19 protein-coding genes are annotated in these 23,927 nt (G+C 49.1%); 7 read left to right on the top strand and 12 right to left on the bottom strand.

The annotated features are described in order from the left end of the window. Window positions 1-73: 73 nt before the first annotated feature. From JKP77_RS13705 to JKP77_RS13690, 4 genes are all read right to left on the bottom strand, one after another. On the bottom strand, window positions 74-1,138 hold the full coding sequence (locus JKP77_RS13705; protein WP_218311725.1) for a FecR family protein: 1,065 nt from the start codon (window positions 1,136-1,138) through the stop codon (window positions 74-76). A 2-nt stretch (window positions 1,139-1,140) separates the two neighbouring features. Continuing rightward, entirely contained in the window at window positions 1,141-1,701 is a 561-nt protein-coding gene (locus JKP77_RS13700; RefSeq protein WP_218311724.1) for an RNA polymerase sigma factor, read from the bottom strand. Between the two features lie 333 nt (window positions 1,702-2,034). Next, the gene (locus JKP77_RS13695) at window positions 2,035-4,644 is read right to left on the bottom strand and encodes a TonB-dependent receptor plug domain-containing protein (RefSeq protein ID WP_218311723.1); all 2,610 of its coding nucleotides are present in this window, start codon (window positions 4,642-4,644) and stop codon (window positions 2,035-2,037) included. Window positions 4,645-5,043: 399 nt separating this feature from the next. Further along, window positions 5,044-5,394, bottom strand: a complete 351-nt coding sequence (locus JKP77_RS13690) for a Grx4 family monothiol glutaredoxin (protein ID WP_218311722.1) — start codon at window positions 5,392-5,394, stop codon at window positions 5,044-5,046. Window positions 5,395-5,760: 366 nt separating this feature from the next. Here JKP77_RS13690 and sodB point away from each other — a divergent pair, with 366 nt between their 5' ends. The 4 genes from sodB (at window position 5,761) to JKP77_RS13670 (ending at window position 11,440) form a co-directional block, all read left to right on the top strand. Beyond that, window positions 5,761-6,342: a superoxide dismutase [Fe] gene (gene sodB, locus JKP77_RS13685; RefSeq protein ID WP_218311721.1), complete on the top strand. Its 582-nt coding sequence runs from the start codon at window positions 5,761-5,763 to the stop codon at window positions 6,340-6,342. 334 nt (window positions 6,343-6,676) lie between these two features. Then, window positions 6,677-8,599 carry a PrkA family serine protein kinase gene (locus tag JKP77_RS13680; RefSeq protein WP_218311720.1) on the top strand — a complete coding sequence of 641 codons (1,923 nt, stop codon included), beginning with the start codon at window positions 6,677-6,679 and terminating at the stop codon, window positions 8,597-8,599. Between the two features lie 29 nt (window positions 8,600-8,628). Further along, the gene (locus JKP77_RS13675; RefSeq protein WP_218311719.1) at window positions 8,629-9,927 is read left to right on the top strand and encodes a YeaH/YhbH family protein; all 1,299 of its coding nucleotides are present in this window, start codon (window positions 8,629-8,631) and stop codon (window positions 9,925-9,927) included. Continuing rightward, window positions 9,917-11,440 (top strand): SpoVR family protein, encoded by a 1,524-nt coding sequence (locus JKP77_RS13670; RefSeq protein WP_218311718.1) that lies wholly within the window; start codon window positions 9,917-9,919, stop codon window positions 11,438-11,440. Before JKP77_RS13675 ends, JKP77_RS13670 begins: the two co-directional genes overlap by 11 nt. Before the next feature lie 37 nt (window positions 11,441-11,477). Here the strand turns inward: JKP77_RS13670 and JKP77_RS13665 are convergent, their stop codons facing one another. Then, entirely contained in the window at window positions 11,478-12,446 is a 969-nt protein-coding gene (locus JKP77_RS13665) for a TolB family protein (protein WP_218311717.1), read from the bottom strand. Window positions 12,447-12,725: 279 nt separating this feature from the next. Between JKP77_RS13665 and JKP77_RS13660 the strand changes: the two genes are divergently transcribed. After that, window positions 12,726-13,037, top strand: a complete 312-nt coding sequence (locus JKP77_RS13660) for a DUF2845 domain-containing protein (RefSeq protein WP_218311716.1) — start codon at window positions 12,726-12,728, stop codon at window positions 13,035-13,037. Between the two features lie 90 nt (window positions 13,038-13,127). Here the strand turns inward: JKP77_RS13660 and JKP77_RS13655 are convergent, their stop codons facing one another. From JKP77_RS13655 to prmB, 3 genes are read right to left on the bottom strand one after another with little or no spacing between them, the layout of a single operon-like run. Then, window positions 13,128-14,291, bottom strand: a complete 1,164-nt coding sequence (locus JKP77_RS13655; protein WP_218311715.1) for an MFS transporter — start codon at window positions 14,289-14,291, stop codon at window positions 13,128-13,130. Between the two features lie 34 nt (window positions 14,292-14,325). Beyond that, window positions 14,326-15,426: a chorismate synthase gene (gene aroC / locus JKP77_RS13650; protein WP_218311714.1), complete on the bottom strand. Its 1,101-nt coding sequence runs from the start codon at window positions 15,424-15,426 to the stop codon at window positions 14,326-14,328. Between the two features lie 9 nt (window positions 15,427-15,435). Continuing rightward, window positions 15,436-16,371 (bottom strand): 50S ribosomal protein L3 N(5)-glutamine methyltransferase, encoded by a 936-nt coding sequence (gene prmB, locus JKP77_RS13645; protein WP_218311713.1) that lies wholly within the window; start codon window positions 16,369-16,371, stop codon window positions 15,436-15,438. A gap of 91 nt (window positions 16,372-16,462) precedes the next feature. Here prmB and smrB point away from each other — a divergent pair, with 91 nt between their 5' ends. Then, entirely contained in the window at window positions 16,463-17,074 is a 612-nt protein-coding gene (gene smrB, locus JKP77_RS13640) for an endonuclease SmrB (protein ID WP_218311712.1), read from the top strand. 86 nt (window positions 17,075-17,160) lie between these two features. Here smrB and JKP77_RS13635 read toward each other — a convergent pair whose 3' ends face one another. From JKP77_RS13635 to JKP77_RS13620, 4 genes are all read right to left on the bottom strand, one after another. Then, entirely contained in the window at window positions 17,161-17,286 is a 126-nt protein-coding gene (locus tag JKP77_RS13635) for a DUF3149 domain-containing protein (RefSeq protein ID WP_218311711.1), read from the bottom strand. A 519-nt stretch (window positions 17,287-17,805) separates the two neighbouring features. Then, window positions 17,806-18,444 carry a transglycosylase SLT domain-containing protein gene (locus JKP77_RS13630; RefSeq protein ID WP_218311710.1) on the bottom strand — a complete coding sequence of 213 codons (639 nt, stop codon included), beginning with the start codon at window positions 18,442-18,444 and terminating at the stop codon, window positions 17,806-17,808. A 68-nt stretch (window positions 18,445-18,512) separates the two neighbouring features. Continuing rightward, a complete protein-coding gene (gshA, locus tag JKP77_RS13625) occupies window positions 18,513-20,111 on the bottom strand; it encodes a glutamate--cysteine ligase (protein ID WP_218311709.1) in 1,599 nt (532 codons plus the stop codon). Between the two features lie 131 nt (window positions 20,112-20,242). Beyond that, window positions 20,243-23,089 (bottom strand): M16 family metallopeptidase, encoded by a 2,847-nt coding sequence (locus JKP77_RS13620; RefSeq protein ID WP_218311708.1) that lies wholly within the window; start codon window positions 23,087-23,089, stop codon window positions 20,243-20,245. Window positions 23,090-23,374: 285 nt separating this feature from the next. On the opposite strand from JKP77_RS13620, the gene JKP77_RS13615 reads away from it, so the two are divergent. Then, entirely contained in the window at window positions 23,375-23,926 is a 552-nt protein-coding gene (locus JKP77_RS13615) for an Hpt domain-containing protein (RefSeq protein ID WP_218311707.1), read from the top strand. The last annotated feature ends 1 nt before the right edge of the window (window position 23,927 follow it).

The following is a 23,927-nucleotide window of genomic DNA, read 5'->3' as shown; positions in this document are numbered from 1 at the left end:
CTGCCAAGCTAACTTTAAAGGCGGATTGTAAGTAAGTACAACAGGCAGGCGGAACCTGCCTTTACCTCAGGGTTCAGGACGTCGTTTCGGTCTCAGACAAGGCGATCGTGGTTTCATTCAGCTTTGTATGTTCAATATTGAAACTGTTTTTCAGAGCGTTAAGCAGACCATCAATATCACCCACTTTAAAATAGCCAGCCACCCGGCGTTGCCTGAGTCTTTCATCGCTGATAGAAAAACGCAGTTGCGTGTATCTGCCAATCTCTGCCAGCGCCTGCTCCAGAGGTTCTCCTTTAAACACAATCATGCCTTTTTGCCAGGCCAGATCGTCTTCGATATCATCCTGAGAAAGGTTCTCTTTATCTTCCACATCGCCGCGAATCGTTGCTTTTTCGCCGGAAAACATAAGCAGGCCTTCACCGGAAACCGGCTCGCTGTTAAACAGCGACTGATTATTGTTTGTAATGGCAAAACGATCTTTTACCAGAACACGTCCTTCGGTCACTACCAGTTCAAACGCATTGTCATTCACATATTGCATGTTAAATGCTGTGCCTACGGCAGTGACGGTGTTGTTCCCTGCTGTGACAATAAATGGACGTGTCTTGTCATGCGCAACCGTAAAGTGCGCTTCACCTTTAAGCAGCACAATTTCCCGCGCTTCATCTGATAAAGTAACCGTTACGATGCTGTTGGTATTCAGATGGACAACCGAGCCATCGGTCAGTGTCAGGCTTTTTTGCTCACCAATCCCGGTGACGACTTTTTGTGAGGTACTGGCTACCTCGACAGGCGCGCTAAACCAAGTTCGATCAACGATAACGCCAGCGGCGATCGCCATTAATAAGAATCCAGCTGCAACACTCCAGCGAGCCTGATTAACCAGGCGTTTGACGCGGCCGGAATCCTGTTTAACCTGTTTGCGCGGAAACAAGCCACTCAACTCATTTAGCGCGCTCATGTCATCCCAGAGACTGGCGTACTCCATTAACGCTTCACGATGTGAATTGCTGTCACGTAGCCACGCATTCAGCTCAGCTTTTTCTTCTTCAGAAAGCCCCCGGTCCAGTCTGCTGATCCACAGACATGCCTGCTCCTGAATATCTTCCCGGCTGGAAAATTGACGGATATTACTCATGACTACTGCGTATGTCCTGTTCCTGATTTAAAGCCAGGTTGCCCGCTTTTCGCGGCATCCTGAGGTGTATCTGCAAGATATCTGGCACATAGCATGAGACCTTTCGCCACGTGTTTTTCCACAGTGCTCTCACTTATTCCTACCAGTTCGGCAATATCCCGCTGACGCATTCCATAGACTTTTTTTAATAAAAATACGCGTTTCACATCAGGTGACAGCGTATCTGTTGCACGGCAAAAATGGATAAATCGCTCTTTGCTTTCTACATTTTTTTCCAGGCTGTGCCCCACCAGCTCCTGCGGCAGGTGATCCATATCTTCCATCGACTGATTTAGCTGAGAAGATGCTTTGGTCACATGGTTCAGGGCCAGATTACGGGCTGTTTTCAGCATGTACGTTCGCTCGAAGCGAATTTCCTGATTTAACTGAGCCTCATAACTTTTTATAAACGCTTCCTGGACAATATCTTCGATGTCATCCGGATTCACAATCGCGCCCACCGCTCGCACTAAACGTGTACGATACTTTAAAAAAGTGTCTGCCAGTGTCGACTTAGTTGTCATAAATTATTATCTGTGTGCCTTTTGACGACAATATAACAGCGCGTAGTTCCGATAGTTTGCCAGTAACTGCGTGCTTTTTCACCTGTTATCACCCAGTAAAGATGCGAATAAGTCTGCAGCCATTCAGCGAGTCCTGAATATGCCGTGTGCAAACCCTGGATCCACAGGCAGTCCCTGTCAGGAAGTCGAAAGTCGCAGATGCGTGCTTCCGGGCTCGCCCTTCAGGGCGCAGACTTATTGGCATCTTCACTGGTACTTTTTTTTCGCGCTCTTATTGCGCTGTTTGGGGTGTAAAAGGGGGCCTACGCCCCCTTTGCTTCCCAGCTTCATGTGTTAGAAAGTATAAATACCCCGAACGTAGTAGAAGCCGCCGTTTATCCCAATGGGAGACGTAGTGGGATAAGCTGAGCCTGCAATTTCGGTGTCCCACTGCACATTTCGGTCAGGGTACTCATCCAGAGCATTTTTAGCCCCCAGTACCACCGTAAGTTCATCCGAGAAGTCGTAGCCTACTTCCAGATCCAGCGTGTATTCCGAGCCAACCTTATCAATAGGTAGCCCTGAGTCCAGGTGGTCCTCAAAAATGCTGCCATAGTAGTTCAGGCGTGCAAGGAAGCGCCAGTCACCATTGGTATGATTAGCGGTAGCACTGTATCGAACCGCTGGCAGGTTGTCTTCAAGCATACGGATACGGAAGTCCGAAATGTTATCAGACGCCTGGTCAACGGTCGTTTCGGTCCAGTTGTATGCCAGCGAGAACTTGGTATCACCGCCAAGCATTTCCATGGAGTAGTTTGCGACTACATCAACACCTTCGGTAGTGGTATCGAAGTCGTTAGTGAAGAAGCTGATTTCCGAGAAGCTGGACGCATCCCGAATCCCCAGTCCCAGTAACGTATCAATATCTTCCTGAGTTAGCGCAATACCGGAGGCCGTACTGATACGATCTGTCAGTTCGATGTTGTAATAGTCGATAGTCAGGAATAAGCCGTTATCAAAGTCAGCGACCATACCGAAGGTAATGCTTTCTGACTCTTCGGGCGTAAGTTGCTCGCCGCCTTTGAGTTGCGATACCGGATCGGTAGGTGGCAGAGTGGCACGGTCGATAAGTCGGCCATCTGTGCCAAACGCAGTCGTCACGTTACGCACGTTGCTCTGTCCCAGTGTGGGTGCTTTGAAGCCGGTAGAGTATGCACCACGAAACGCAATGCTCTCCATAGCCTGCCAGCGGAAAGCAATTTTGCCTTTGGTGGTGTTCCCAAAGTCAGAAAAATCCTCATAGCGCAGTGCACCAGCCAGCATAAATGTTTCTGTCACGTACGCCTCTACGTCAAGATAAAAGGCGATGTTATGACGGGACACTTCGCCCTGACTGTTTGCAGCCAGACCAGGGAACCCGTTTGAGCCGATACCAAACCCTTGCGTAGCCAATGGACCGATTTCATACGATGCCGGGTCGCCGGCAATACTCTCGTAAGTTTCATGGCGGTACTGGAAGCCACCTGCAACAAACAATGGCTCGTAAAGGCCTGCATCAAATGGCTTGGTTAAACCTAAGTCGAAAGTTTGCTCAGACTGAATATATCTGCCCGGGCTGAATTCAAATGGGGTATCCGGCCCTAACGACGGGTTAATTGTGTTGCTAATGGCAAAATCAACTTCGTTCTGTCCCAGATTAACACTCACGTCGTAAGCGATCTCGTTGTCCAACTCGCCCCGCGTACCGAATACCAGTGACATATCTTTGATGGTTCCACCGAATTTTGGTGTGAAACCGCCTGGAAGAATTTCGTTAAACGCAAAGCAATCCGGATTATTTGCAACTTGGTCGATATAACGCGGATTTTGTAAAACGTTGTCGCCCACGCGGATATCCGTGGGACAGTTTCCTGACATATCGCCGGTCAGATCCCCAACCAGCAGAAGCTGATAACCTTCCCCATCGTCTATGACACCATCGCCGTTGACATCAGCCTCTTCAATGCCACCATCGTTCACACCACCACGGTTGTGCGGATTCCGATAGTAAAAGCCCCCCTCCACTTCACGCTCGGCATAGTTACCAAACAGATATGCCTCAGCATTTTCGTTTAACTGTAACCCCAGATTAGCAAACAGTTTTACATCATCTTTGATTTCCGGGCTCCCCCAGACTTGCGCAGGGTCAGCAACGAAAGTGTTACCCGCTGCAATCAGCGCAGCAGCATCGTCGCGCTGCACACTGCGTGAGGTTGGATCGGCTGTACGGTATTCCGCGGTAAGGTTGATAAATCCATCATCGGAAAGCGGCATTCCCACGTTTCCGGAGATCTGCATCATGTCGCCATCACCTTCGTAATACGAGCCATAACGCGCTTCAACAGAGCCACCTTCAGCGGCATCTTTAAGTACAAAGTTAACTACCCCGGCAATCGCATCTGAACCATATTGTGCAGCCGCACCATCACGCAATACCTCAACCTGCTTCAGTGCAGCGGCAGGAATAACCGAAATATCAGGGCCTTGTGCACCATCTGAAAGGCCACCGCCGAGGAAGGTGATAACCGCAGAGCGGTGACGACGTTTCCCGTTTACAAGCACCAGCGTATGGTCTGATGCCATACCGCGAAGGTTAGCCGGACGTACAAGTGATGACGCATCATTAATAGGCTGGTCATTAACGTTAAACGACGGCACCACCGTTTGCATCATCGACACCATGTCGGTCGAGCCCTGGCTTTTAAATTCTTCGTCGGAGATGATGTCGATAGGTACAGCAGACTCACCGACTGAGCGAGGCGCTGCGCGCGTACCAACAACCGCAATCTGTTCATAATCATCAGGTGTTTCAGCAGTTTCTTCTTCCTGTGCGTAAACAGGCGTTACCGCCATAGCACTTAACGCCGCCGATGCAGCGAGTACGGCGCGTACGTTTTTTGTCAGTAATGACAATGATGTTTTCATAGTGGTTTCCCGGATGTGATTTCGGGTCTGAGCCTCAGTGGTTTCAACTGTGGAGTTCAGCCTGAAAAATGTCTTTATTATTTACCTTCAACACTGGCTTTACTGCGAACCAGAGTTACGATTTATAGACACTAAAACCCTTGAAAACAAACACTTTTTAACGATTTAAAAATATATTTTCAGCACGTAGAGGATCGTGTTTTCTCACTTGTCTATAGACTATTCGGGGGAAATAAAATTGGTGCTTTTTCGTCAGGCTTGAATACGGGTAAAGGCGCTAAGGTCAAAATGTGTTGTTGCCAAGAAGTGCGCGACGATATCCAGGCATAAAAAAACCGGCCATTGGCCGGTTCCATGTGTGCAACGCGACAGGATTGCGTCCCGTCGAAAGCGTCGAGCTTACTCTGCTTCTTTATGCTTTGCCGCAGTTTCTTTAATAAGCGGCTGTAGTTCGTTTTGTTGAAACATATCAATGATGATATCGCAGCCGCCTACCAGCTCGCCTTCTACCCACAGCTGTGGAAACGTCGGCCAGTTAGCGTATTTTGGTAGCTCTGCGCGAATGTCAGGATTCTGCAATATATCAACATACGCAAACTGCTCGCCGCAAGACATCAGAGCCTGAACGGCTTGTGCAGAGAAACCACAGCTAGGCAGCTTCGGAGACCCTTTCATATAAAGAAGGATTGGATTTTCTCCAATTTGCTGCTTAATTTTATCAACAGTGGCTTGGGTTTCAGTATTGTCCATGGTTTCCTCTCGGCAACGTAAATTTACCCGTATAAGTGGGCGTGATTTTTCACTTTTCAAGGTCAGCTATGATAGCACAGAGGATATTTTGAGGTGAACGGGTTTACTACCCTGCCATCAGGCGGAAACTTCGCATAACAGAAGTGATCTGTTTGGGACATTACAGGCTACCAAGTAAGTCAGAACAGGCATGATGCACAACCCGTAACAGCTTTCGCTGGCAAGACAATTTGAAAAATTCATAAATTTGTCATTGGATTACAAAGATTAATCCCAATATCCCAGATAAGCTAAGACCGAATCCGGCGCAATGCGAGCATAAACCATTCGTCGGAATGACAAATTAGAACCAACATGGAGATTCGTATGGCTTTTGAATTACCGGCATTACCTTATGAAAAAAATGCACTGGAACCTCATATTTCATCTGAGACGCTGGACTACCACTATGGTAAGCACCACGCGACTTACGTTACCAAGCTAAACGGCCTGGTTGAAGGTACCGATATGGAAAACAAGAGCCTTGAGGAGATCATCAAATCTTCAGAAGGCGGTGTTTTCAATAACGCAGCACAAGTGTGGAACCACACTTTCTACTGGCATTGCCTAAGCCCTAACGGTGGTGGCGAACCTACTGGTGCGCTGGCTGATGCCATTAAAGCGAAGTGGGGCTCGTTCGCAGACTTCCAGGCTGCATTCAACGACAAAGCAGTAAACAACTTCGGTTCAAGCTGGACCTGGCTGGTAAAAACTGCTGATGGCTCACTGGATATCGTGAACACCAGCAACGCGCAAACGCCAATTTCTGAAGACGGTGTAACGCCGGTTCTTACAGTAGATTTATGGGAACACGCTTACTATATCGATTATCGTAATGCGCGTCCTAAGTACCTGGAAGGTTTCTGGGCACTGGTTAACTGGGACTTTGCCTCAGAAAACTTTGCATAAGTTTATAAGTACATTAAAAACGCCCGCGTGATTGCGGGCGTTTTTTTATATCCGATATGATGCAGTCGGCCTTATGCTTCTCTACATTAAGCGCAAATTCACGTTCGCACTTCACGAGAGTCCTCTTACTCCCCTGACTTCCCTACTGTTCATATTTGTTACAAAAAAGTTAACTTACGAATAACGTAACTAGACGTTTTTATTGGGAAAAAGTTCAATTTTTGTTTAGACAAAATAGGGCGGGGTTATTCCAAAATACGTTATAAAATTCTAACGCTTTTCCGAATACCGACTAAGATAAAAGAACGGGCATCCGTTTTTTCTAGGGGTAATCATGGGTATTTTCGAACATTACCAGAATCGATACGAGGAGCGTAAGCAGGAAGAATTTACCATCCAGGAGTTTCTTGAAATCTGCAAGTCAGACCCTCTTGCATACGCAAACTCAGCAGAAAGACTACTGAAGGCTATCGGCGAGCCGGAAATGATTGACACATCAAACGATCCAGCGCTAAGCCGAATTTTCTCCAACCGTGTCATTGCGCGTTATCCTGCATTTAGCGAATTCTATGGAATGGAAGAAGCCATAGAACAAATTGTTTCCTACCTCCGTCATGCCGCACAGGGCCTGGAAGAGAAAAAGCAAATCTTGTATCTGTTAGGCCCGGTAGGTGGTGGTAAATCATCGCTGGCAGAGCGCCTGAAAGAGCTCATGCAGAAAGTCCCGATTTATATGCTTAAGGACTCTCCGGTAAACGACCATCCGTTTTGTTTGTTTGATGTCAACGAAGATGGCCACCTACTGGAAAAAGACTACGGCATCCCTAAACGCTATCTGAAAACCATCATGTCACCCTGGGTGAGAAAACGTCTTCATGAATACAATGGAGATATCACTAAATTTCGCGTGGTCCGGGTCTACCCTTCGGTGCTGGATCAGGTGGGTATTGCGAAAACGGAACCCGGAGATGAAAACAATCAGGATATTTCTTCACTGGTCGGAAAGGTAGATATTCGCCGGCTTGAACAGTTTGCTCAGAATGATCCGGATGCGTACAGCTACTCAGGCTCGTTGTGTAAGGCCAACCAGGGCCTGATGGAATTTGTTGAAATGTTTAAAGCGCCAATCAAGGTGCTTCACCCTTTACTGACGGCAACCCAGGAGGGTAACTACAATCCTACTGAGGGCTTTTCTGCCCTGCCCTTCGACGGGCTGATTCTGGCTCACTCCAATGAGTCAGAGTGGCAGACGTTCAGAAATAACAAAAACAACGAGGCATTCCTGGACCGTGTTTATATCGTCAAAGTGCCCTATTGTCTGCGTGTGCGCGAAGAAATTAATATTTACCGCAAGCTGCTCGATAACAGTGAGCTTAACGGTGCTCCCTGCGCACCGGACACACTGGAGTGCCTGGCGCAGTTCACCGTGTTATCGCGGCTTAAAGAGCCGGAAAACTCCAGTATTTATTCAAAAATGCGGGTTTATGATGGGGAAAGTCTGAAAGACACCGACCCCAAAGCCAAGTCATATCAGGAGTACCGCGACTACGCGGGTGTCGATGAGGGCATGGAAGGACTGTCTACCCGCTTTGCCTTTAAAATTTTATCGCGGGTTTTTAACTTTGATCATCAGGAAGTGGCGGCCAACCCGGTTCACTTATTTTATGTACTGGAACGTCAGATAGAGCGCGAACAATTTCCGCAGGATACGGCCGATCGTTACCTGGAGTTTTTAAAAGGGTATCTGATACCGCGTTATGTCGAATTCATCGGCAAAGAAATTCAGACAGCCTATCTGGAGTCTTACTCTGAATATGGCCAGAACCTGTTTGACCGCTATGTGACCTATGCTGATTTCTGGATCCAGGATCAGGAATACCGCGACCCGGAAACCGGCCAGTTATTCGACCGCGAGTCGTTAAATGCAGAACTGGAGAAGACGGAAAAGCCAGCTGGCATATCGAACCCCAAAGATTTCCGAAACGAAATTGTCAACTTCGTGCTGCGTGCCCGCGCCAATAATAGCGGCAAAAATCCCGCGTGGACGAGTTACGAAAAACTGCGCACCGTTATCGAGAAGAAAATGTTCTCTAACACAGAGGACTTGTTACCGGTCATCTCATTCAACACCAAAGGCTCCACCGAAGATAAGAAAAAGCACGATGACTTTGTCAATCGCATGAAAGAAAAAGGCTATACACAAAAGCAAGTCAGATTGCTTTGTGAATGGTATCTGCGTGTGCGAAAAGCATCGTAAGGAGGGTGTAGTCACTTAAGAAGGTGCTTATGGCGCATTTTATAGACAGAAGACTTAACAGTAAGGGCAAAAGCACCGTCAACCGTCAGCGCTTTCTGAAACGCTACAAAAGTCAGATCAAGCGCGCTGTATCCGACGCGGTGGGCAAACGCTCTGTTACCGACCTGGAAACCGGAGAGGAAATCAGTATTCCTACCCGCGATATCTCTGAACCTGTATTTCATACCGGAAAAGGAGGCAAACGCGACGTCGTACACCCGGGAAATGATCAGTTCACGGCCGGCGACAGGATCAATCGCCCCCCTTCTGGCGGCGGCCAGGGTGCCGGTGAAGGTGATGCCAGCGACAGTGGCGAAGGTGAGGATGAATTCGTTTTTTCAATCAGTAAAGATGAGTATCTGGACTTACTGTTCGATGATCTCGCCCTGCCTAACCTGAAAAAAAATCAGTTCGATAAAGTCGTACAGTACGAAACCTACCGTGCCGGATATCAAACCGACGGGGTCCCCAGTAACCTAGATATCGTCCGCTCACTGAAAGGATCGGTAGCTCGGCGTATTGCGCTTACGGGCGGCAATCGCAAAAAACTCAGGGAATTAGAGGAAGAACTGCAGGCGCTGAAAGCGGACAAACACGATAACACATTGAAAATTATGGAGCTGGAGAAGGAAATTGAACAGCTCAAAGCCAAAATAGCCAAAGTCCCTTTCATCGATACGTTTGATTTACGCTTCAAAAACTACGACCGCAGACCTGTACCCACCAGCAAAGCCGTTATGTTCTGTTTGATGGATGTGTCCGGCTCGATGGATCAGGCCACCAAGGACATGGCAAAGCGTTTCTATATTCTGCTTTACCTTTTCCTCACCCGAACTTATGAGAATGTGGAGGTGGTTTATATACGCCATCATACGCAGGCTAAAGAGGTAGATGAACATGAGTTTTTCTACTCTCAGGAAACCGGCGGTACGATTGTCTCCAGCGCGCTTAAGCTAATGGATGAGATTATTCAGGAGCGCTATACAGGCACAGACTGGAATATCTATGCAGCACAGGCATCAGACGGCGATAACTGGGCTGATGATTCACCTCAGTGCCGCGAATTGCTGATGAAAAAACTGCTGCCCTTAACCCGCTATTTTGCATATATCGAAATCACGGAACGCCAGCATCAAAGCCTGTGGCGGGAATATCAGCAGGTTGAGGCGCTGGTCGACAACTTTGTGTGCAAGCACATTCAGCAGGTCAGCGATATCTATCCGGTGTTCAGAGAGCTCTTTGCGCGCACCGAACGAAAATCCGCTACTGGAGGTCAGTATGGCACCTAAACGCCAGGCTAAGACAACGCAGTTAAGTGACGGCCCCGACTGGACATTTGAAATGATTGAGCAATACGAAAAAGAGATTGACCGTATTGCTGCCAATTTTAAGCTCGACACCTACCCCAATCAGATTGAGGTCATCACTGCTGAACAGATGATGGATGCTTACGCCAGTATTGGCATGCCGATTAACTACACGCACTGGTCATTTGGTAAGAAGTTTATACAAACCGAACAGCAATACCGACGGGGACAGATGGGGCTGGCCTACGAGATTGTCATCAATTCCAACCCGTGCATCGCGTACCTGATGGAAGAAAATACCATTACCATGCAGGCGCTGGTTATGGCGCATGCCTGCTACGGTCACAACTCCTTTTTTAAAGGCAACTACTTGTTTCAGACATGGACCGATGCCGACTCGATTATCGACTATCTGGTTTTTGCCAAAAACTACATCGCTAAATGTGAGCGAAAGTACGGCTATGAGGAAGTAGAGAACGTCCTGGACTCCTGCCATGCACTGATGAATTATGGGGTAGACCGCTACAAACGTCCGCAAAAAGTGTCACTTCAGGAAGAGAAGGCGCGCCAGAAGCAGCGCGAGAAATACCTGCAATCTCAGGTGAATGAGTTGTGGCGAACGCTACCTGAAGCCAAGGCCTCCGGCAAACCACAGCGACAGCGCTTCCCTGCCGAGCCACAGGAAAATCTGCTTTATTTTATCGAAAAAAATGCCCCGTTACTGGAGCCCTGGCAGCGCGAGGTAGTGCGTATTGTCCGCAAGGTATCCCAGTACTTTTATCCGCAAAAACAAACGCAGGTGATGAACGAAGGTTGGGCCTGTTTCTGGCATTACCATATCTTAAATCAGATGTATGACGAGGGACTGGTCACTGACCGCTTTATGATGGAGTTTTTGCATAGTCACAGTAGCGTGGTGATGCAGCCGGAATATAACAGCCCATACTACTCGGGTATCAACCCCTATGCCTTGGGCTTTAATATGTTTATGGATATTAAACGGGTGTGTCAAAATCCCACTGACGAGGACCGGCATTTCCTGCCTGAAATTGCGGGAAAAGACTGGCTGGAAACGGTTCACTTTGCCATGCATAACTTCAAAGATGAAAGCTTTATCAGCCAGTTCCTGTCACCGAAACTGATCCGCGACTTTAAACTCTTCGCCGTCGAAGATGACAGCAGTAAGTCGTTCGTTAGTGTCAGCGCCATACATGATGAACAGGGATATCTGAAGATCCGTGAAAAGTTATCTGCACAGTATAATCTGAGTAACCTTGAACCCAATATTCAGATATATAACGTGGATGTGAGAGGCGACCGTTCGCTTACTCTGCGCTATGTACCGCAGCACGGCATTCCGCTGGCCGACTCGAAAGATGAGGTCATGAAGCATCTGCACCGGCTGTGGAAATTTGATGTCACATTGGAGCAGATTTCTGATGACGGAGAGATAGAAATACTGAGTCAGTGCAAGCGTCCGCCGAATGCGGCGTAAGAGGGTATTCCCATCGCCGCGCATGTCGTCGTCAGCATCATTCCTGACACACTACCGCGAGATAAGTGCCGTTTTGTGACATATGCAGACGGCTGCCTCCCTTCGGACAGTAGGTGCCGATATCCAGCCATTTCTCCCAGCCATTGACGGTGTTGGCAAGCATACTGTCCTCTACCTCATTCTCATTGGTGGTGGACACTTCCGAGTCGTAAATTTCTTCCGGCTTCCAGCGCCAGATTGCGTTGCCTTTTACAATGATAGCCTCTCCGCGTGGTGTCCAGGCCATGTAGTCCACATTATCCGGCAACAGCGTAAGCACACTGCCACTGTTCCCGTCCGGATCCCATCCCATCAGTGTTGAAGGCTGTGACTCTGGCGCAGGATTTTTGGTGTAAGAAAAGATGCCTTTGCCAGGTATCGCCCACAAACTTGCGCCGATATCCTGATCGATAATTACCGCGCTGCCGTTCAGCGACAATCTTTGCAGGGTATGCGGTTCATTGTTTTGCGCATCACCTAATACAAATGCCAGTACTGCCTTCTCGTTTATCCATACGTGATATCCAACGGGCTGCGCCTGAAACAAGCGCGCTTGTTTCGTACCGTCAAATGCCAGTCCCCATAACCATTGCTTGCCGTCGCTATCGACGAGGATCACCGATAACCCACTCCCATCGAAACGTGGCGTTGGGGAATACTCTGATGTTGCTGAGCGAGACAGGTTGGTATGAAAGCCACGAACAATGTCGTACACGAACACGTCGGTTTGCTGCCCCTCGTCGGTTGTCAGAGCTTGTGTGTAATACAACTTGCTGCCATCCACCGAAAAATGCGGCTGATTACTGTATCCGGCGGTGTCAGTCAGCTTTGTAGCCTGGGTAATTTTGGTGTGCCCGCTGGCATTTTCTAACGAAAATAACCACAGGTTTTCTTTTGTGGATTGTGCATGAACGCATTGGCTTACCAGTAATAATAGTAACCCTGTGAAACCAGAAATACGCATCATCAGTGCTTCCCTGTTATGTATACGCTTATCAACCTTGATAACCCTACCATGATAAGACACCAAAGTCCGGGCCTTACCCGCAAACGCAATACAAAGACTCTGGGCCTGTTGACCTTGAATGTACAAATTTCATTCTGGACAAACGCGTATCGATCACGGCGCCGAGTCATCCAGGCAAATGAGGCGGAACAATAATGTATATCAGCTCACTGAGAGACCATAGACTTGTCCGGATCTACTCTAAAGCTATAATGCAGTAAAACATCCTGGAGAATACTGATGTTCAACGTCGCTAAAATAGCCCTGGCCAGTCTTACGATAATGCTGTCTTTTCTCCTTTTCAGTCACCCTGCTATGGCCGATGGCTTTCGCTGTAAAAACAAGCTGGTGATGCCTGGAGACACAACTGGCGAAGTCAGGCGAAAGTGTGGCGCTCCGCTTGATGAGCTTTCCCTCGGACAAGTGGAAGTGAACGGCAAGCGCGTCCATATGATGCGCTGGACTTACGACTTAGGCAACGGCCGCTTTTTACGCCTGCTGGAATTTCACAACGGCAAGTTGATCAGTATCGAAGATGGTCCGCGCAGCTGAGAAATAGATGACGGCTGGGCTTACAGGATAAACGTTGTGGCCGCAACGTCATTTAAGGGGTTATGGCAGGCTTACATGCTTGGGTGCGAGCTACACGTTCATCCGTTTTTTGGAACACAGCAGCAAAACGAGAGCAGCCCCCAGCGCGGTAATAGCTGAGAATCCGAAAGTATTAAACGCGTTCGTCCCCTGATCCCACATTTGTCCGGCCAGATAGTTACCCAGCGCGCCGCCCATCCCAAACGCAATACTGATATAAATGGCCTGACCACGGCTGTGGAAAGACTGCGGGAAGAAATGATGGATAAAATGAACAGAGGTAGCGTGGGTCAGTCCGAAGCTTAGCGCATGAATAAGCTGTGTCAGCATCACAACCCAGCCACTGTGTGCAAAGTCGGCCAGTGCATACCAGCGCACCGCGGTTAACACCATACAGGCCATCAACAGCCCCCACACACCAACGCGGCTAATCAGCTTTCCGGCAATCAGGAAAATTCCGATTTCAGCTAATACACCCAACGCAATCAGCAATCCGGTTTGCTGGCCGGAATAGCCCAGATCGCGCATGTAGAGTGCGAAAAAGCCGTAGTACGCACCAAAGCTGATTTGCAGTAACGACGCAGATACTAAAAATACAATAAACGGGCGTTGCTTAACAAACTGCCACAGATTGCCACTGTGCTCTGTGGCGTTGGCTTTTATAGCTGGCTGACGCAGCAACAATGAACTGAAGAACAATATCGTTAGCACAGCAATGCTGGCATAAACCGGCGCGTCAGTAGTGAAGTGATCGAGCGCTTTACCCAATGCAACGGTCAGCACAATGAAACCAATACTTCCCCACAGCCGGATTTGGCCATAGCCTATCCGGGTTCCCGCAACGGATTGCATGGTGATCACTTCCAGCTGTGGCAATACGGCTGTCCAGAACATCATCATGAGTCCGAATGAGAGAGTAAGTCCCCAAAAGCCGGTAAACAGAAATACACTGGAAAATGAGATAACTGTAAGAAAGCAGCCCAGCCGGAGTACCGCCAGGCTTTTACCGGTTTTATCGGCGATACTGGCCCACAGGGAAGGACCAATAATCCGTGCCAGCGTAATGACCGCAAACAGCTCGCCGATTTCAGCCGATGAGAAGCCTCGGCCATCCAGGAAGATACCGAGGTAAGGAACCAGAACACCTAACTGACCAAAATAAAACCAGTAGGTGATTGCCAGTAAAATTAACTGCGTGCGTGGGGAGACGTTCAACCGTCATCCCCGAAGTGAGATCTCACTGTCAGCGTTAGCCCGTGCTACCGGGAATGACAGGCGTTTGAGAATGCGCGGTGGCATTCTGCGCGCGATGACGCAGACAGTGATCCATCAAAACGATTGCCAGCATGGCTTCGGCAATAGGAACCGCTCGAATGCCTACACAAGGATCATGGCGACCTTTGGTGACAATTTCGATTTCGTTGCCGTCTTTATCGATAGTCTTGCCGGGCACGGAAATACTGGACGTTGGTTTCAGCGCCATATGCACAATGAGGTCCTGACCGCTGGAGATCCCGCCAAGAACCCCACCCGCGTGGTTGCTGGCAAAGCCCTCTGGCGTTAGCGAATCTCTGTGCTCACTGCCTTTTTGTTCTACCACATCAAAACCGTCGCCAATCTCAACGCCTTTTACCGCATTGATGCCCATCATTGCGCTGGCGATATCTGCATCCAGTCTGTCGAACACTGGTTCACCTAACCCTACCGGCATATTTTCCGCCACAACAGACACTTTCGCGCCAATACTGTCACCGGATTTTTTCAGGTCACGCATGTATTCATCCAGCGCATCCAGTTTTGAAGGGTCCGGACAGAAAAACGGGTTGGTATTCGTCACGCTGTGATCCACCGTTTCAGCTTTAATTGGCCCTAACTGTGACAGGTAACCTTTTATCTCAATGCCAAACTCGTCTTTGAGAAACTTCTTGGCAATTCCGCCTGCCGCCACGCGAATAGCCGTTTCGCGAGCTGAAGAACGCCCGCCACCACGGTAATCCCGGGTACCGTACTTCTGTTCATAGGTATAATCCGCATGACCCGGGCGGAAACGGTCGGCAATATTGGAATAGTCCTGACTACGCTGGTCTTTGTTTTTAATCAGCAAGCCAATGCTGGTGCCAGTGGTTTTACCTTCAAACACACCTGACAGGATCTGCACTTCGTCATCTTCGCGACGCGCGGTAGTGTAGCGTGAAGTTCCCGGCTTACGGCGATCCAGGTCTCCCTGTAAGTCCGCTTCTGATAACGTTAGTCCCGGTGGGCATCCATCTACCACGCCACCTATTGCAATTCCGTGACTCTCACCAAACGTGGTGACAGTAAACATTTTTCCGAAGCTGTTACCTGCCATAGTTCTCTGTTAATCCTCGCGCGTAAAGTAGTCTGTTAACGCTGTTTTCGAGACAGCGAAGATCCCCTGCCCACCAAACTCAAAATTGATCCATTCTATCTGCAACCCCGGAAACCGATTTTCCATATGCACTTCACTGTTGCCGACTTCGACAAACATCCAGCCGCCGTCGTTTAAGTAAGCCGGCGCCTGTTCCAGCATGGTCGCCACCAAATCCAGACCATCGTCCCCCGCTGCCAGCGCAAGCTCAGGCTCGTGATGATATTCCTCAGGCAAATCAGCCATGTCTTCAGCATCAACATAAGGCGGGTTCGTCACGATGAGATCATACGACTGCCCGCTCAGCTGCGTGAACAAGTCTGAGTGAATGGGATAAACGCGTTGCTCCAGCTGATGTTCCTGAATGTTGATATCCGCCACTTCCAGGGCATCGGTACTGATATCAACCGCGTCGACGGTAGCTTCATCGAAGGCGTAAGCCAGCGCAATAGCAATGCATCCTCCGCCCGTGCACATATCCAATATAGTGGATGGCGCGGCGGTAACGTGCGGCTTAAACTGTTTTTTGATCAGTTCAGCAAATGGCGAGCGTGGGATCAATACCCGCTCGTCAACATAGAAAGGCAAATCGCAGAACCAGGCTTCATGCGTCAGATAGGGTAAAGGCATTCGCGTTTGCACGCGTTTAAGCACCAGCTCAGCCACTTTCTCCCGCTCACTTTTGGTTAATCTGGCATGGAAGAGCGCCTCTCCCGTCTGCGTGGTCATAGTATGGGGAAGGTGTAACGCCTGAAATACCAGACTTACCGCCTCATCCCAGGCATTATCGGTACCATGTCCGAAATACAGTGCCGCATCGTTAAACCGGCTGGTCGCCCACCGGACCATGTCCAGCAGGGTATGAAGATCATCAATGGCTTCTTCAAGATAGAATTTGTCGGTCATTCGCGCTCTGGTACATCCGCTTTATCAAAGCTGTTATCATACCCAAAGATACTTTGCTCGCCCATGCCTAATTTGACGATATCCGGCCTAAATGAAAGATCAGTTAAAGAAAGCGAAAATAAGACTTCACAAAACGCCCGTTGTCGACAGCGCTGTCAGTGAAGAGCCCGCAGAAGAAACGCTCTTCCGGGATGCCATGCGTGGCGTCAAAAAGCTCGCACAGGATCAGATAAACCCGGAACGCCGGCGCGCTGCCCAGCGTCAGTTCAAACGAAGTACAGATAAACACTCAGCGCAATCCCGTCAGGTGGCGGCCAGATTTAATTTTTCTGATATGTACGAGGCAAGACTGCCTGATGAAGGCCCGGTAAGATATTGTCGCGAAGGGGAACCGACCCATACTCTCAAACGGTTACGGCGTGGCGACTTTTACCCTGAACTGGTGTTGGACTTACACGGCTTAACCAAGGAGCTGGCCAAAGCAGAGCTGGCAGCGCTACTCAATGCGGCGCGCAAAGAACATATCGACTGTGTCAGCGTGATGCACGGCATCGGGCAAGGCATTCTTAAACGTGCCCTGCCACATTACCTGATCCAGCATCCCAACGTGCGCGCTTTTCACCAGGCACCGCTGGAATACGGCGGTCAGGCTTCACTGCTTGTGCTCATTGATATCGACGATATGGCCCCGGCAAAACGTTAGGGAAGTGCTTGGCAAGGGCGACTGCCATTCCCTGCGAATCCTGTCTTGCAACTGCATGCTTCAGGACTCGCTGAGTGACCATAGACTTATTTATCTTCATCCGCGCTGTTGTGCATAAACAGGTATGTGTAATAGGCCATCATCAACACGATAATAAAAATACCTAACAGTGAACCCCAAACAACCGGATCTTTTAACATTGTCATGAACATAGCGGCTCTCCTCATGTGTCTTTTTCGCTATGTGATGAGTGTCTGACAATTCCGTCATCCATTTACTGATCCAGGTCAAATGCCCGGTTTCAATGGCCTGGTAAGTATGATCTGGATCAAGCACGACTGACTCTGTTGAAAATGCGTGAGAAATTCCCGGAATGAGTCTTGTAAAAACGATGAGACATTGTCGTCTTACCCGACCATAAAAAAGTTATTGCAAATCATTATCATTTGCAATAATGTAGATCCTGCCTGTTCGACGTTGGGTTTTAAACGGTCTTGGCTTAACGTCGCTGAAGGGCAGGTTCTCACACCTGCCCTTCTCTTTTTCCTATCTCATCAACATGCCTGCCGTTGCTACCAAAGCATCCGTCTTCTGAGAGCATGTTATCGCAATGCAAAGAAAAAGGAGGCCGAAGCCTCCTTTTGTTTAGCACTCACGGCGCTTGTTTCTCTGTGTGGCTATGCTGTTATTGCCTGCCACCACCCAGCGATGAAATTGTCTGCAAACCTGGCTCAGGTAAACAACTTCATAAACCAGCCTTTCTGTAAATCTTCTTCGCAGGTTTTCAGCTGTGTAGCATAGCGTAGCGAGCGCGCTTTGACTTTCGCAGCGACTTTTTTAAGCCAGGGTTTGGCATTGTATGACTTGCGGCGATATCCGCCCCAGCCTTCATGATAATTAAGGTACTGTGCGTAGGCATCCCATTTTGATACGCCGTTTACTTTCTGCGATTTGTAGATAAACCATCCCATAAAATCAATGGCGTCTTCAAAGTCTTCCCGATCGGCCCAGCTGTTGCCGGTTTCTCGCACGTAATCTGCCCAGGTAGGTGTTTTTGCCTGCGAATAACCGTAAGCTGAACTTACCCTTCCCCACGGAATTAAGCCAAAGAAAACATAATCACGGGGAGGTAATGCATCGTGACGGAAAGAACTTTCCTGATACATCATAGCCATAGGAACGTGAATAGGGGCGCCCCACTTATCACGCGCCGCCGCAGCAGCATCATACCAGTCATCTTTCTCGTAGAAGATTTCACAGATATTGCTGCTGTCTTTAGGCGGCGTCGTGGCGCATCCAGCCAGGATAACTGGTACGAGGACTATCAAACCTGAAAAAAAAATGCACAGATGTTTGAACTTTTCGATCATACCGTGTCCAACTAAGTGTTCTAGTAAAATGTGTGTTTCCCTGGAACCCTTCTAATGCCTGACACCAGTCAGGCATTTTTTTTAGCTGGAGGCTCGCTGAAGTAGTCCCGGATAAACGTATCAAAATCTTTATCGTCGGCTTCTTCAACGGCTTTTTGCGCGTCCAGCGATGCAGCGGCCAGCGTGCGAAACGACTCTTCGTTCTGAAAGGTATACTGCCATTGGCTAATTGCTGCCTGATAGTCACTGGCCAGCTTTATACCCATCGCACCATTATCTTCGTTGTTTTTTGTCAACTGTTCAATAATCTGACCGGACAATGTCTTCGCCGGATTATCTATTTTTTCCCATTCAACCTTAACCGCAGCTGAATAGCGTGTTGTCTCATTCGCAGAATCCAGAACCTGCGCTACCTCGGTGAATTTCGCAAACAGCTCGTCAGCCCATGACGTCATGGTAACGTCTTTGCCTTCTTTTTGCAGCATCACGCCTGGCTTACGTCCTTCAAGTACCATAGCTGTCATGTTGTGATTTGCTTCTTCCAGCCCTGCTGGCGTCATTTCCTCACTGGGCATCAGCAGGCAGGTCAGAAGAAAGACATCCAAGAAGGCAAACTGGCCGGCATCGATTCCGACTTCTGAGAACGGATTCACATCCAGTGCGCGCACTTCAATGTAACTTATCCCGCGGCGAACCAAAGCATCCGTGGGCTTTTCCATGGAAGCGGTTGGTTGTTTTGGGCGGATAGGCGAATACAGTTCGTTTTCAATCTGTAGGATATTGTGACTCAGCTGTTGATATTGCCCTTCTTCACCAGCAGCGAATTTTTCAAAACGCGTAGACGGTGTTTCCATTGCACCACGCAACAAACGCACGTAATTATCCAGCTTGTTGTAGCAAATCTGCAACGCTGACTGCTCGGCATTGGTGTAACCCAAATCACTCATGCGTAATGACGTCGCATAAGGCAGGTAGTACGTGCCCTTACCCGTTTTTTCAAAGGGTAAGTTATGCGGCTTACCTTTCAAAAACGATCCGCACAGTGCAGGCGAAGCGCCATACAGGTAAGGAATTAACCAGCACAGTCGGCGATAATTGCGGATCATTGAAAAATAATCTGCAGACACCTGCTCCTGCCCAAATGAAGTTCCATGGAATGTCGACCACGCCTGCCAGAATGTGTCCGGCAGTGAAAAGTTAAAATGTACACCAGCGATAGCCTGCATCATGCTGCCATAGCGGTTTTTCAGTCCCATGCGATAAACGCGCTTCATTTTACCCACATTGGATTCACCAAAATAGGCGATTGGGATCTGATCTTCATCTTCGATAAAGCAGGGCATACTCATCGGCCAGAGCATTTCATCGCCGATGTGGCTCAGCACAAACTTATGAATGTCATGAAGCTGCCCCATGGTCGTATCGATACTGGTCTCTGGCGGGGTAATAAACTCAAGCAGCGACTCGGAAAAGTCTGTGGTGATGGAATCGTGGGTCAGTGCTGAACCCAGTTCCCGGGGGTGTGGTGTCGTTGCCAGACTGCCGTCCTTATTAATACGCAATGCCTCACGCTCAACACCACGCCGGATGCCGGTGAGGGCTTGCTGAAAATCGTCTTGGGACAATGCCTTAAGGCGTTCGCTGAAAGAGTATTCAGGTATGGTCAATGTATCAGTCCATGTCGTCGTTTTTCCCCGGTTATGGGGAAACTACTTTAGTAATTCAAGCCGTGAGCGTAAATTCAGCCAGAAAACGCCACGGCTGGCGTATTAATATCGTTTAATGACAGCCGCTGTTGTCACGGCTCCACTACCGACATCGATGTTACCGGTATCCCCAGCGCGTTTAGCTGGGGCATTACTGTTTCTTTATCTCCAACCACGATCACCTGCATAGTATCAGTAGTCAAATGCTTTTTCGCCAGCGACTGCAACGTCTGTGTATCGATATTACGAAGGATCTCCACCTGAGTCGTGCGGTAGTCATCAGGCAGATTAAACGACTGCAGCTGTCTGAGGAATCGCGCTTTACTGCCTGGCGTTTCATAGTCCAGGGCATCACTCAGGGTAAACGCGTTGCGCATAAACGTCAGTTCCTGCTCTGTCATCCCGTCTTCGCGATAATGATTAATCTCATTAAAAATCTCTTCGATGCCTTCGGCTGTGTTGGCGGCGGTGAGATCGGTACTGACCTCAAACCAGCCAAGCGTTTTCCCGCCCAGAAAGCTGCTGGACGCGCCATATGTGTATCCTTTGTCTTCTCTGAGGTTCAGATTAATACGACTGTTAAACGCACCACCTAACGGAAAGTTCATTAACCGCGCGCGGAAATACTCACCGGTCGCATCATATTTAAGACTACGCTTTACAACATATACTACTGACTGCACAGCACCTGGCTTGTCTACCAGAAACAGGTTTTGCTGGTCATAGTCAGGAAACGCGGCGTACCCCTTAATCTCGTAGTCTTCGCCCTGCCAATCGGAGAGAAATGACAGTGAACGGGTAATACTGTCCTGACTGAGATCGCTTACCGTCACAATGCTGGCTTTTGCCGGACTATAGTACTTTTGATAAAACGCTTTCACATCATCAAGCGTAATGTTCTGTAGCGAGGTTAACGTGCCTTCATCAGGGTAACTCACCCGGTTATTCTCACCGAACAACACCAGATCGCGGGCTCGTTTTGCCAGCACCGAAGGTGTCTTTTGTTGTTGCTGCATTCCCTGAATCACGCGCTCTTTCAAACGGGAAAAGTCTTCAGCCAGGAAAGCCGGGCTAAACAGCTTTTCATCAAGTAACGCCAGAGTGGCGTCGATATTTTTGGTCAAGGAAGAAACATAGATCTGTGTATAACGTCCGGCGGCGCTGAAGCTGACTGAACTTCCCAGCTTCGCCAGTTCATTGGCCATCGCTTCATTGGAATAGCGCTTGGTAGATTCATTCATCATCAGGGCGGTAAGGAACGCCGTCCCCTCTTTCCCGGCAGGGTCAAGTAGCATTCCCCCCTCAAGACTGATAGACAGCGTCACCGTGGGCGTCTCATCGCTGGTTATCCCCAAAGCCGTAATGCCTGGCGCGATGGTCGTCTCCCAGTATTCAGGGACTTTCACCACAGGTACCGGCCCGGCTTCAGGCATGCTGCTACGGTCGATGTCTTCATTAATAACCGGTGCAGATACACCGTCTGCCAGTGCGATTGACTCGGGTATGTCTCTTCCGGGAAACGTAAAGTTTTGCGGCGCTGCAGCCAGTTCCGTCTGCCCTTCGGGGACAACGCTTAGCACCACGGCACTTTGCCCTTTGATGTATTTACGGTAAACACGCATCACATCTTCGGCTGTTACAGCACGGTAACGACGCAAGTCTTCAGCCACAAGGTCAGGCTGGCCTTCAAAGGTTTCGTTGCTGGCCAGTAACGACGCTTTCCCGGCGACACTTTGCAAACCGAACACCGTAGACGCCTCGATGCTGGCTTTGGTTCTGACCAGATCGTCCGGCATGACACCACGCTCTTCGAATTCTTTTAAGGTATCTGTAATGGCTCTGTCGAGGTCCGCCAGGCTACCTGACACGGCAGGATTCGCCAGCGCAATCAGTTGAAATTCGCAAGCCAGCTCACGACACGGATGTGACACACCGGCTTGTACCGCAACGCCGGACTTAACCAGATTTTTATAAAACAGTGAGGTTTTACCGCCGCCAAGAATATCTGACAAGACGTCCAGCGGTGCTTCATCCGGATGACGGGCATAGACGGTGGGGAAAGTTATCTGCAATAACGGCAAATGTACGTTGTCTTCCAATGTAACAAAGCGGGTTTTGTCTAACGTCACTTGCTGTGGTTCAGGTTCAGAGACTTCTGGGCCTGCCGGGATACTGCCAAAGTATTTTTGTATCCATTGCTTGGTCTGAGCGACATCGATATCACCACCAATCGTCAGTACGGCGTTGTTTGGCCCATACCAGCGTTTAAAAAACGCTTTCAGATCGGCCACACTGACGCGGTCTAAGTCTTCTACATAGCCGATAGTAGACCAGGAATAAGGATGGCCTTCAGGGTAAAGGGCTTCGCCGGTTTTCTCAAACCGCAGACCATAAGGCTGATTATCTACACGCTGTGAACGCTCATTCTTTACGGTTTCACGCTGGTTCTCAAACTTCTCCTGCGTTACTGCCGGCAGTAAAAAACCCATTCGATCGGATTCCAGCCACAACACTTTTTCCAGTTGGTTGGCCGGCACGGTCTGATAATAATTCGTGCGATCGGTATTGGTCGACCCGTTCAGGTTGCCGCCCGCCTCGGTAATAACTTTGAAGTGCTGCTCGTCCGCCACATGCTCTGAGCCCTGAAACATCATATGCTCGAAAAAGTGTGCAAAACCGGATTTGCCGACATCTTCTCTGGCAGAGCCGACATGATACGTTACGTCCACATGCACCAGCGGATCCGAGTCATCTTTATGCAGAATGACGGTCAACCCATTATCCAGCGTGTATTTCTCATAGGGAATAAAGCTTTCCTGTGCTACCGGGTTCGCGGAGTCAGTTGCCTCTGGCTTTTGCTGAGGCGCCTGCTGGCATCCTGCCAGGATGGTCACCATGCCCAGGGCGATGAGGGCGTTATGGGTCAACTTCAAAATCATCGTACATCCTTAAAATTTAATCTGACATCGTAACCGATAGCGTCTTCTCACGCTATTGACAGCGCCACCGTCGTCCAGACTCGTTTGACATTTTATATACTGTTTACGTTTACACGCCGTGCACCTTTTTCACCGGTGCGAAAACCTGTCCCGGTTTACGAATGACAATGCGACGGAGAAGACTAACAGAGAATCCGCTAATTTGCCGCTATGAGTGGCAGGCAGTTTGTATCAATTTCTGTTTTTCTGGCTTAAACTGGGGTCACACTGAACAAGGGAATATTCATGACGCAAGCGATTACCCTCATCGACCTTGAATTCGGCATTTCGCAGCTTAGCGGAAACAAAGCCCTTTTATTAACGCTTCTTGGTAAGTTTTCCGATGAATACCGGCAGACAGACGACAAGATGCAGGAATATTTTTCTCAGCGAGACTTTACCGCTGCGCGCACCCATATTCATACGCTGAAAGGGGTCGCCGGCAATCTTGGGCTGAGTGCGTTGTTTCAAGCCAGTAAAGTGCTGGATGATGCACTTAAACAGGCAGATGCTGTGCCAGAACACTACCCGGCGTTTGTGGTTATATTGTCTGATACGCTTGATGCGATAGCGCGACTCGATGACAGCACATCCCCCGCTGACACAACATCTGATGAGGCCGATACCGCCGCAAAGGCAGCGCTTATCAACGCGCTCAAAGCCAGCGAATTTATTCCGCAGACTCAGCTTGACGACTGGCTCAACGCCATTTACTCGGATGCGTCTGTACGAGAAACCGTGCGCGGCCATATCGATGAACTGGATTACCAGTCTGCGCTGAATATACTGGAAGCCTGAA

Source organism: Alteromonas antoniana, assembly GCF_019249295.1.
Taxonomy (GTDB): Bacteria; Pseudomonadota; Gammaproteobacteria; order Enterobacterales; family Alteromonadaceae; genus Alteromonas; species Alteromonas antoniana.
Note: the sequence above shows the minus strand (reverse complement) of the source record. Positions and strands in the feature narration are given on the sequence as shown.

What these genes read in the sequence shown, in the direction of transcription:
- JKP77_RS13705 (WP_218311725.1), bottom strand. Translation starts at nt 1,138, where the DNA reads ATGAGTAATATCCGTCAATTTTCCAGCCGGGAAGATATTCAGGAGCAG.
- JKP77_RS13700 (WP_218311724.1), bottom strand. Translation starts at nt 1,701, where the DNA reads ATGACAACTAAGTCGACACTGGCAGACACTTTTTTAAAGTATCGTACA.
- JKP77_RS13695 (WP_218311723.1), bottom strand. Translation starts at nt 4,644, where the DNA reads ATGAAAACATCATTGTCATTACTGACAAAAAACGTACGCGCCGTACTC.
- JKP77_RS13690 (WP_218311722.1), bottom strand. Translation starts at nt 5,394, where the DNA reads ATGGACAATACTGAAACCCAAGCCACTGTTGATAAAATTAAGCAGCAA.
- sodB (WP_218311721.1), top strand. Translation starts at nt 5,761, where the DNA reads ATGGCTTTTGAATTACCGGCATTACCTTATGAAAAAAATGCACTGGAA.
- JKP77_RS13680 (WP_218311720.1), top strand. Translation starts at nt 6,677, where the DNA reads ATGGGTATTTTCGAACATTACCAGAATCGATACGAGGAGCGTAAGCAG.
- JKP77_RS13675 (WP_218311719.1), top strand. Translation starts at nt 8,629, where the DNA reads ATGGCGCATTTTATAGACAGAAGACTTAACAGTAAGGGCAAAAGCACC.
- JKP77_RS13670 (WP_218311718.1), top strand. Translation starts at nt 9,917, where the DNA reads ATGGCACCTAAACGCCAGGCTAAGACAACGCAGTTAAGTGACGGCCCC.
- JKP77_RS13665 (WP_218311717.1), bottom strand. Translation starts at nt 12,446, where the DNA reads ATGATGCGTATTTCTGGTTTCACAGGGTTACTATTATTACTGGTAAGC.
- JKP77_RS13660 (WP_218311716.1), top strand. Translation starts at nt 12,726, where the DNA reads ATGTTCAACGTCGCTAAAATAGCCCTGGCCAGTCTTACGATAATGCTG.
- aroC (WP_218311714.1), bottom strand. Translation starts at nt 15,426, where the DNA reads ATGGCAGGTAACAGCTTCGGAAAAATGTTTACTGTCACCACGTTTGGT.
- prmB (WP_218311713.1), bottom strand. Translation starts at nt 16,371, where the DNA reads ATGACCGACAAATTCTATCTTGAAGAAGCCATTGATGATCTTCATACC.
- smrB (WP_218311712.1), top strand. Translation starts at nt 16,463, where the DNA reads ATGAAAGATCAGTTAAAGAAAGCGAAAATAAGACTTCACAAAACGCCC.
- JKP77_RS13635 (WP_218311711.1), bottom strand. Translation starts at nt 17,286, where the DNA reads ATGTTCATGACAATGTTAAAAGATCCGGTTGTTTGGGGTTCACTGTTA.
- JKP77_RS13630 (WP_218311710.1), bottom strand. Translation starts at nt 18,444, where the DNA reads ATGATCGAAAAGTTCAAACATCTGTGCATTTTTTTTTCAGGTTTGATA.
- JKP77_RS13620 (WP_218311708.1), bottom strand. Translation starts at nt 23,089, where the DNA reads ATGATTTTGAAGTTGACCCATAACGCCCTCATCGCCCTGGGCATGGTG.
- JKP77_RS13615 (WP_218311707.1), top strand. Translation starts at nt 23,375, where the DNA reads ATGACGCAAGCGATTACCCTCATCGACCTTGAATTCGGCATTTCGCAG.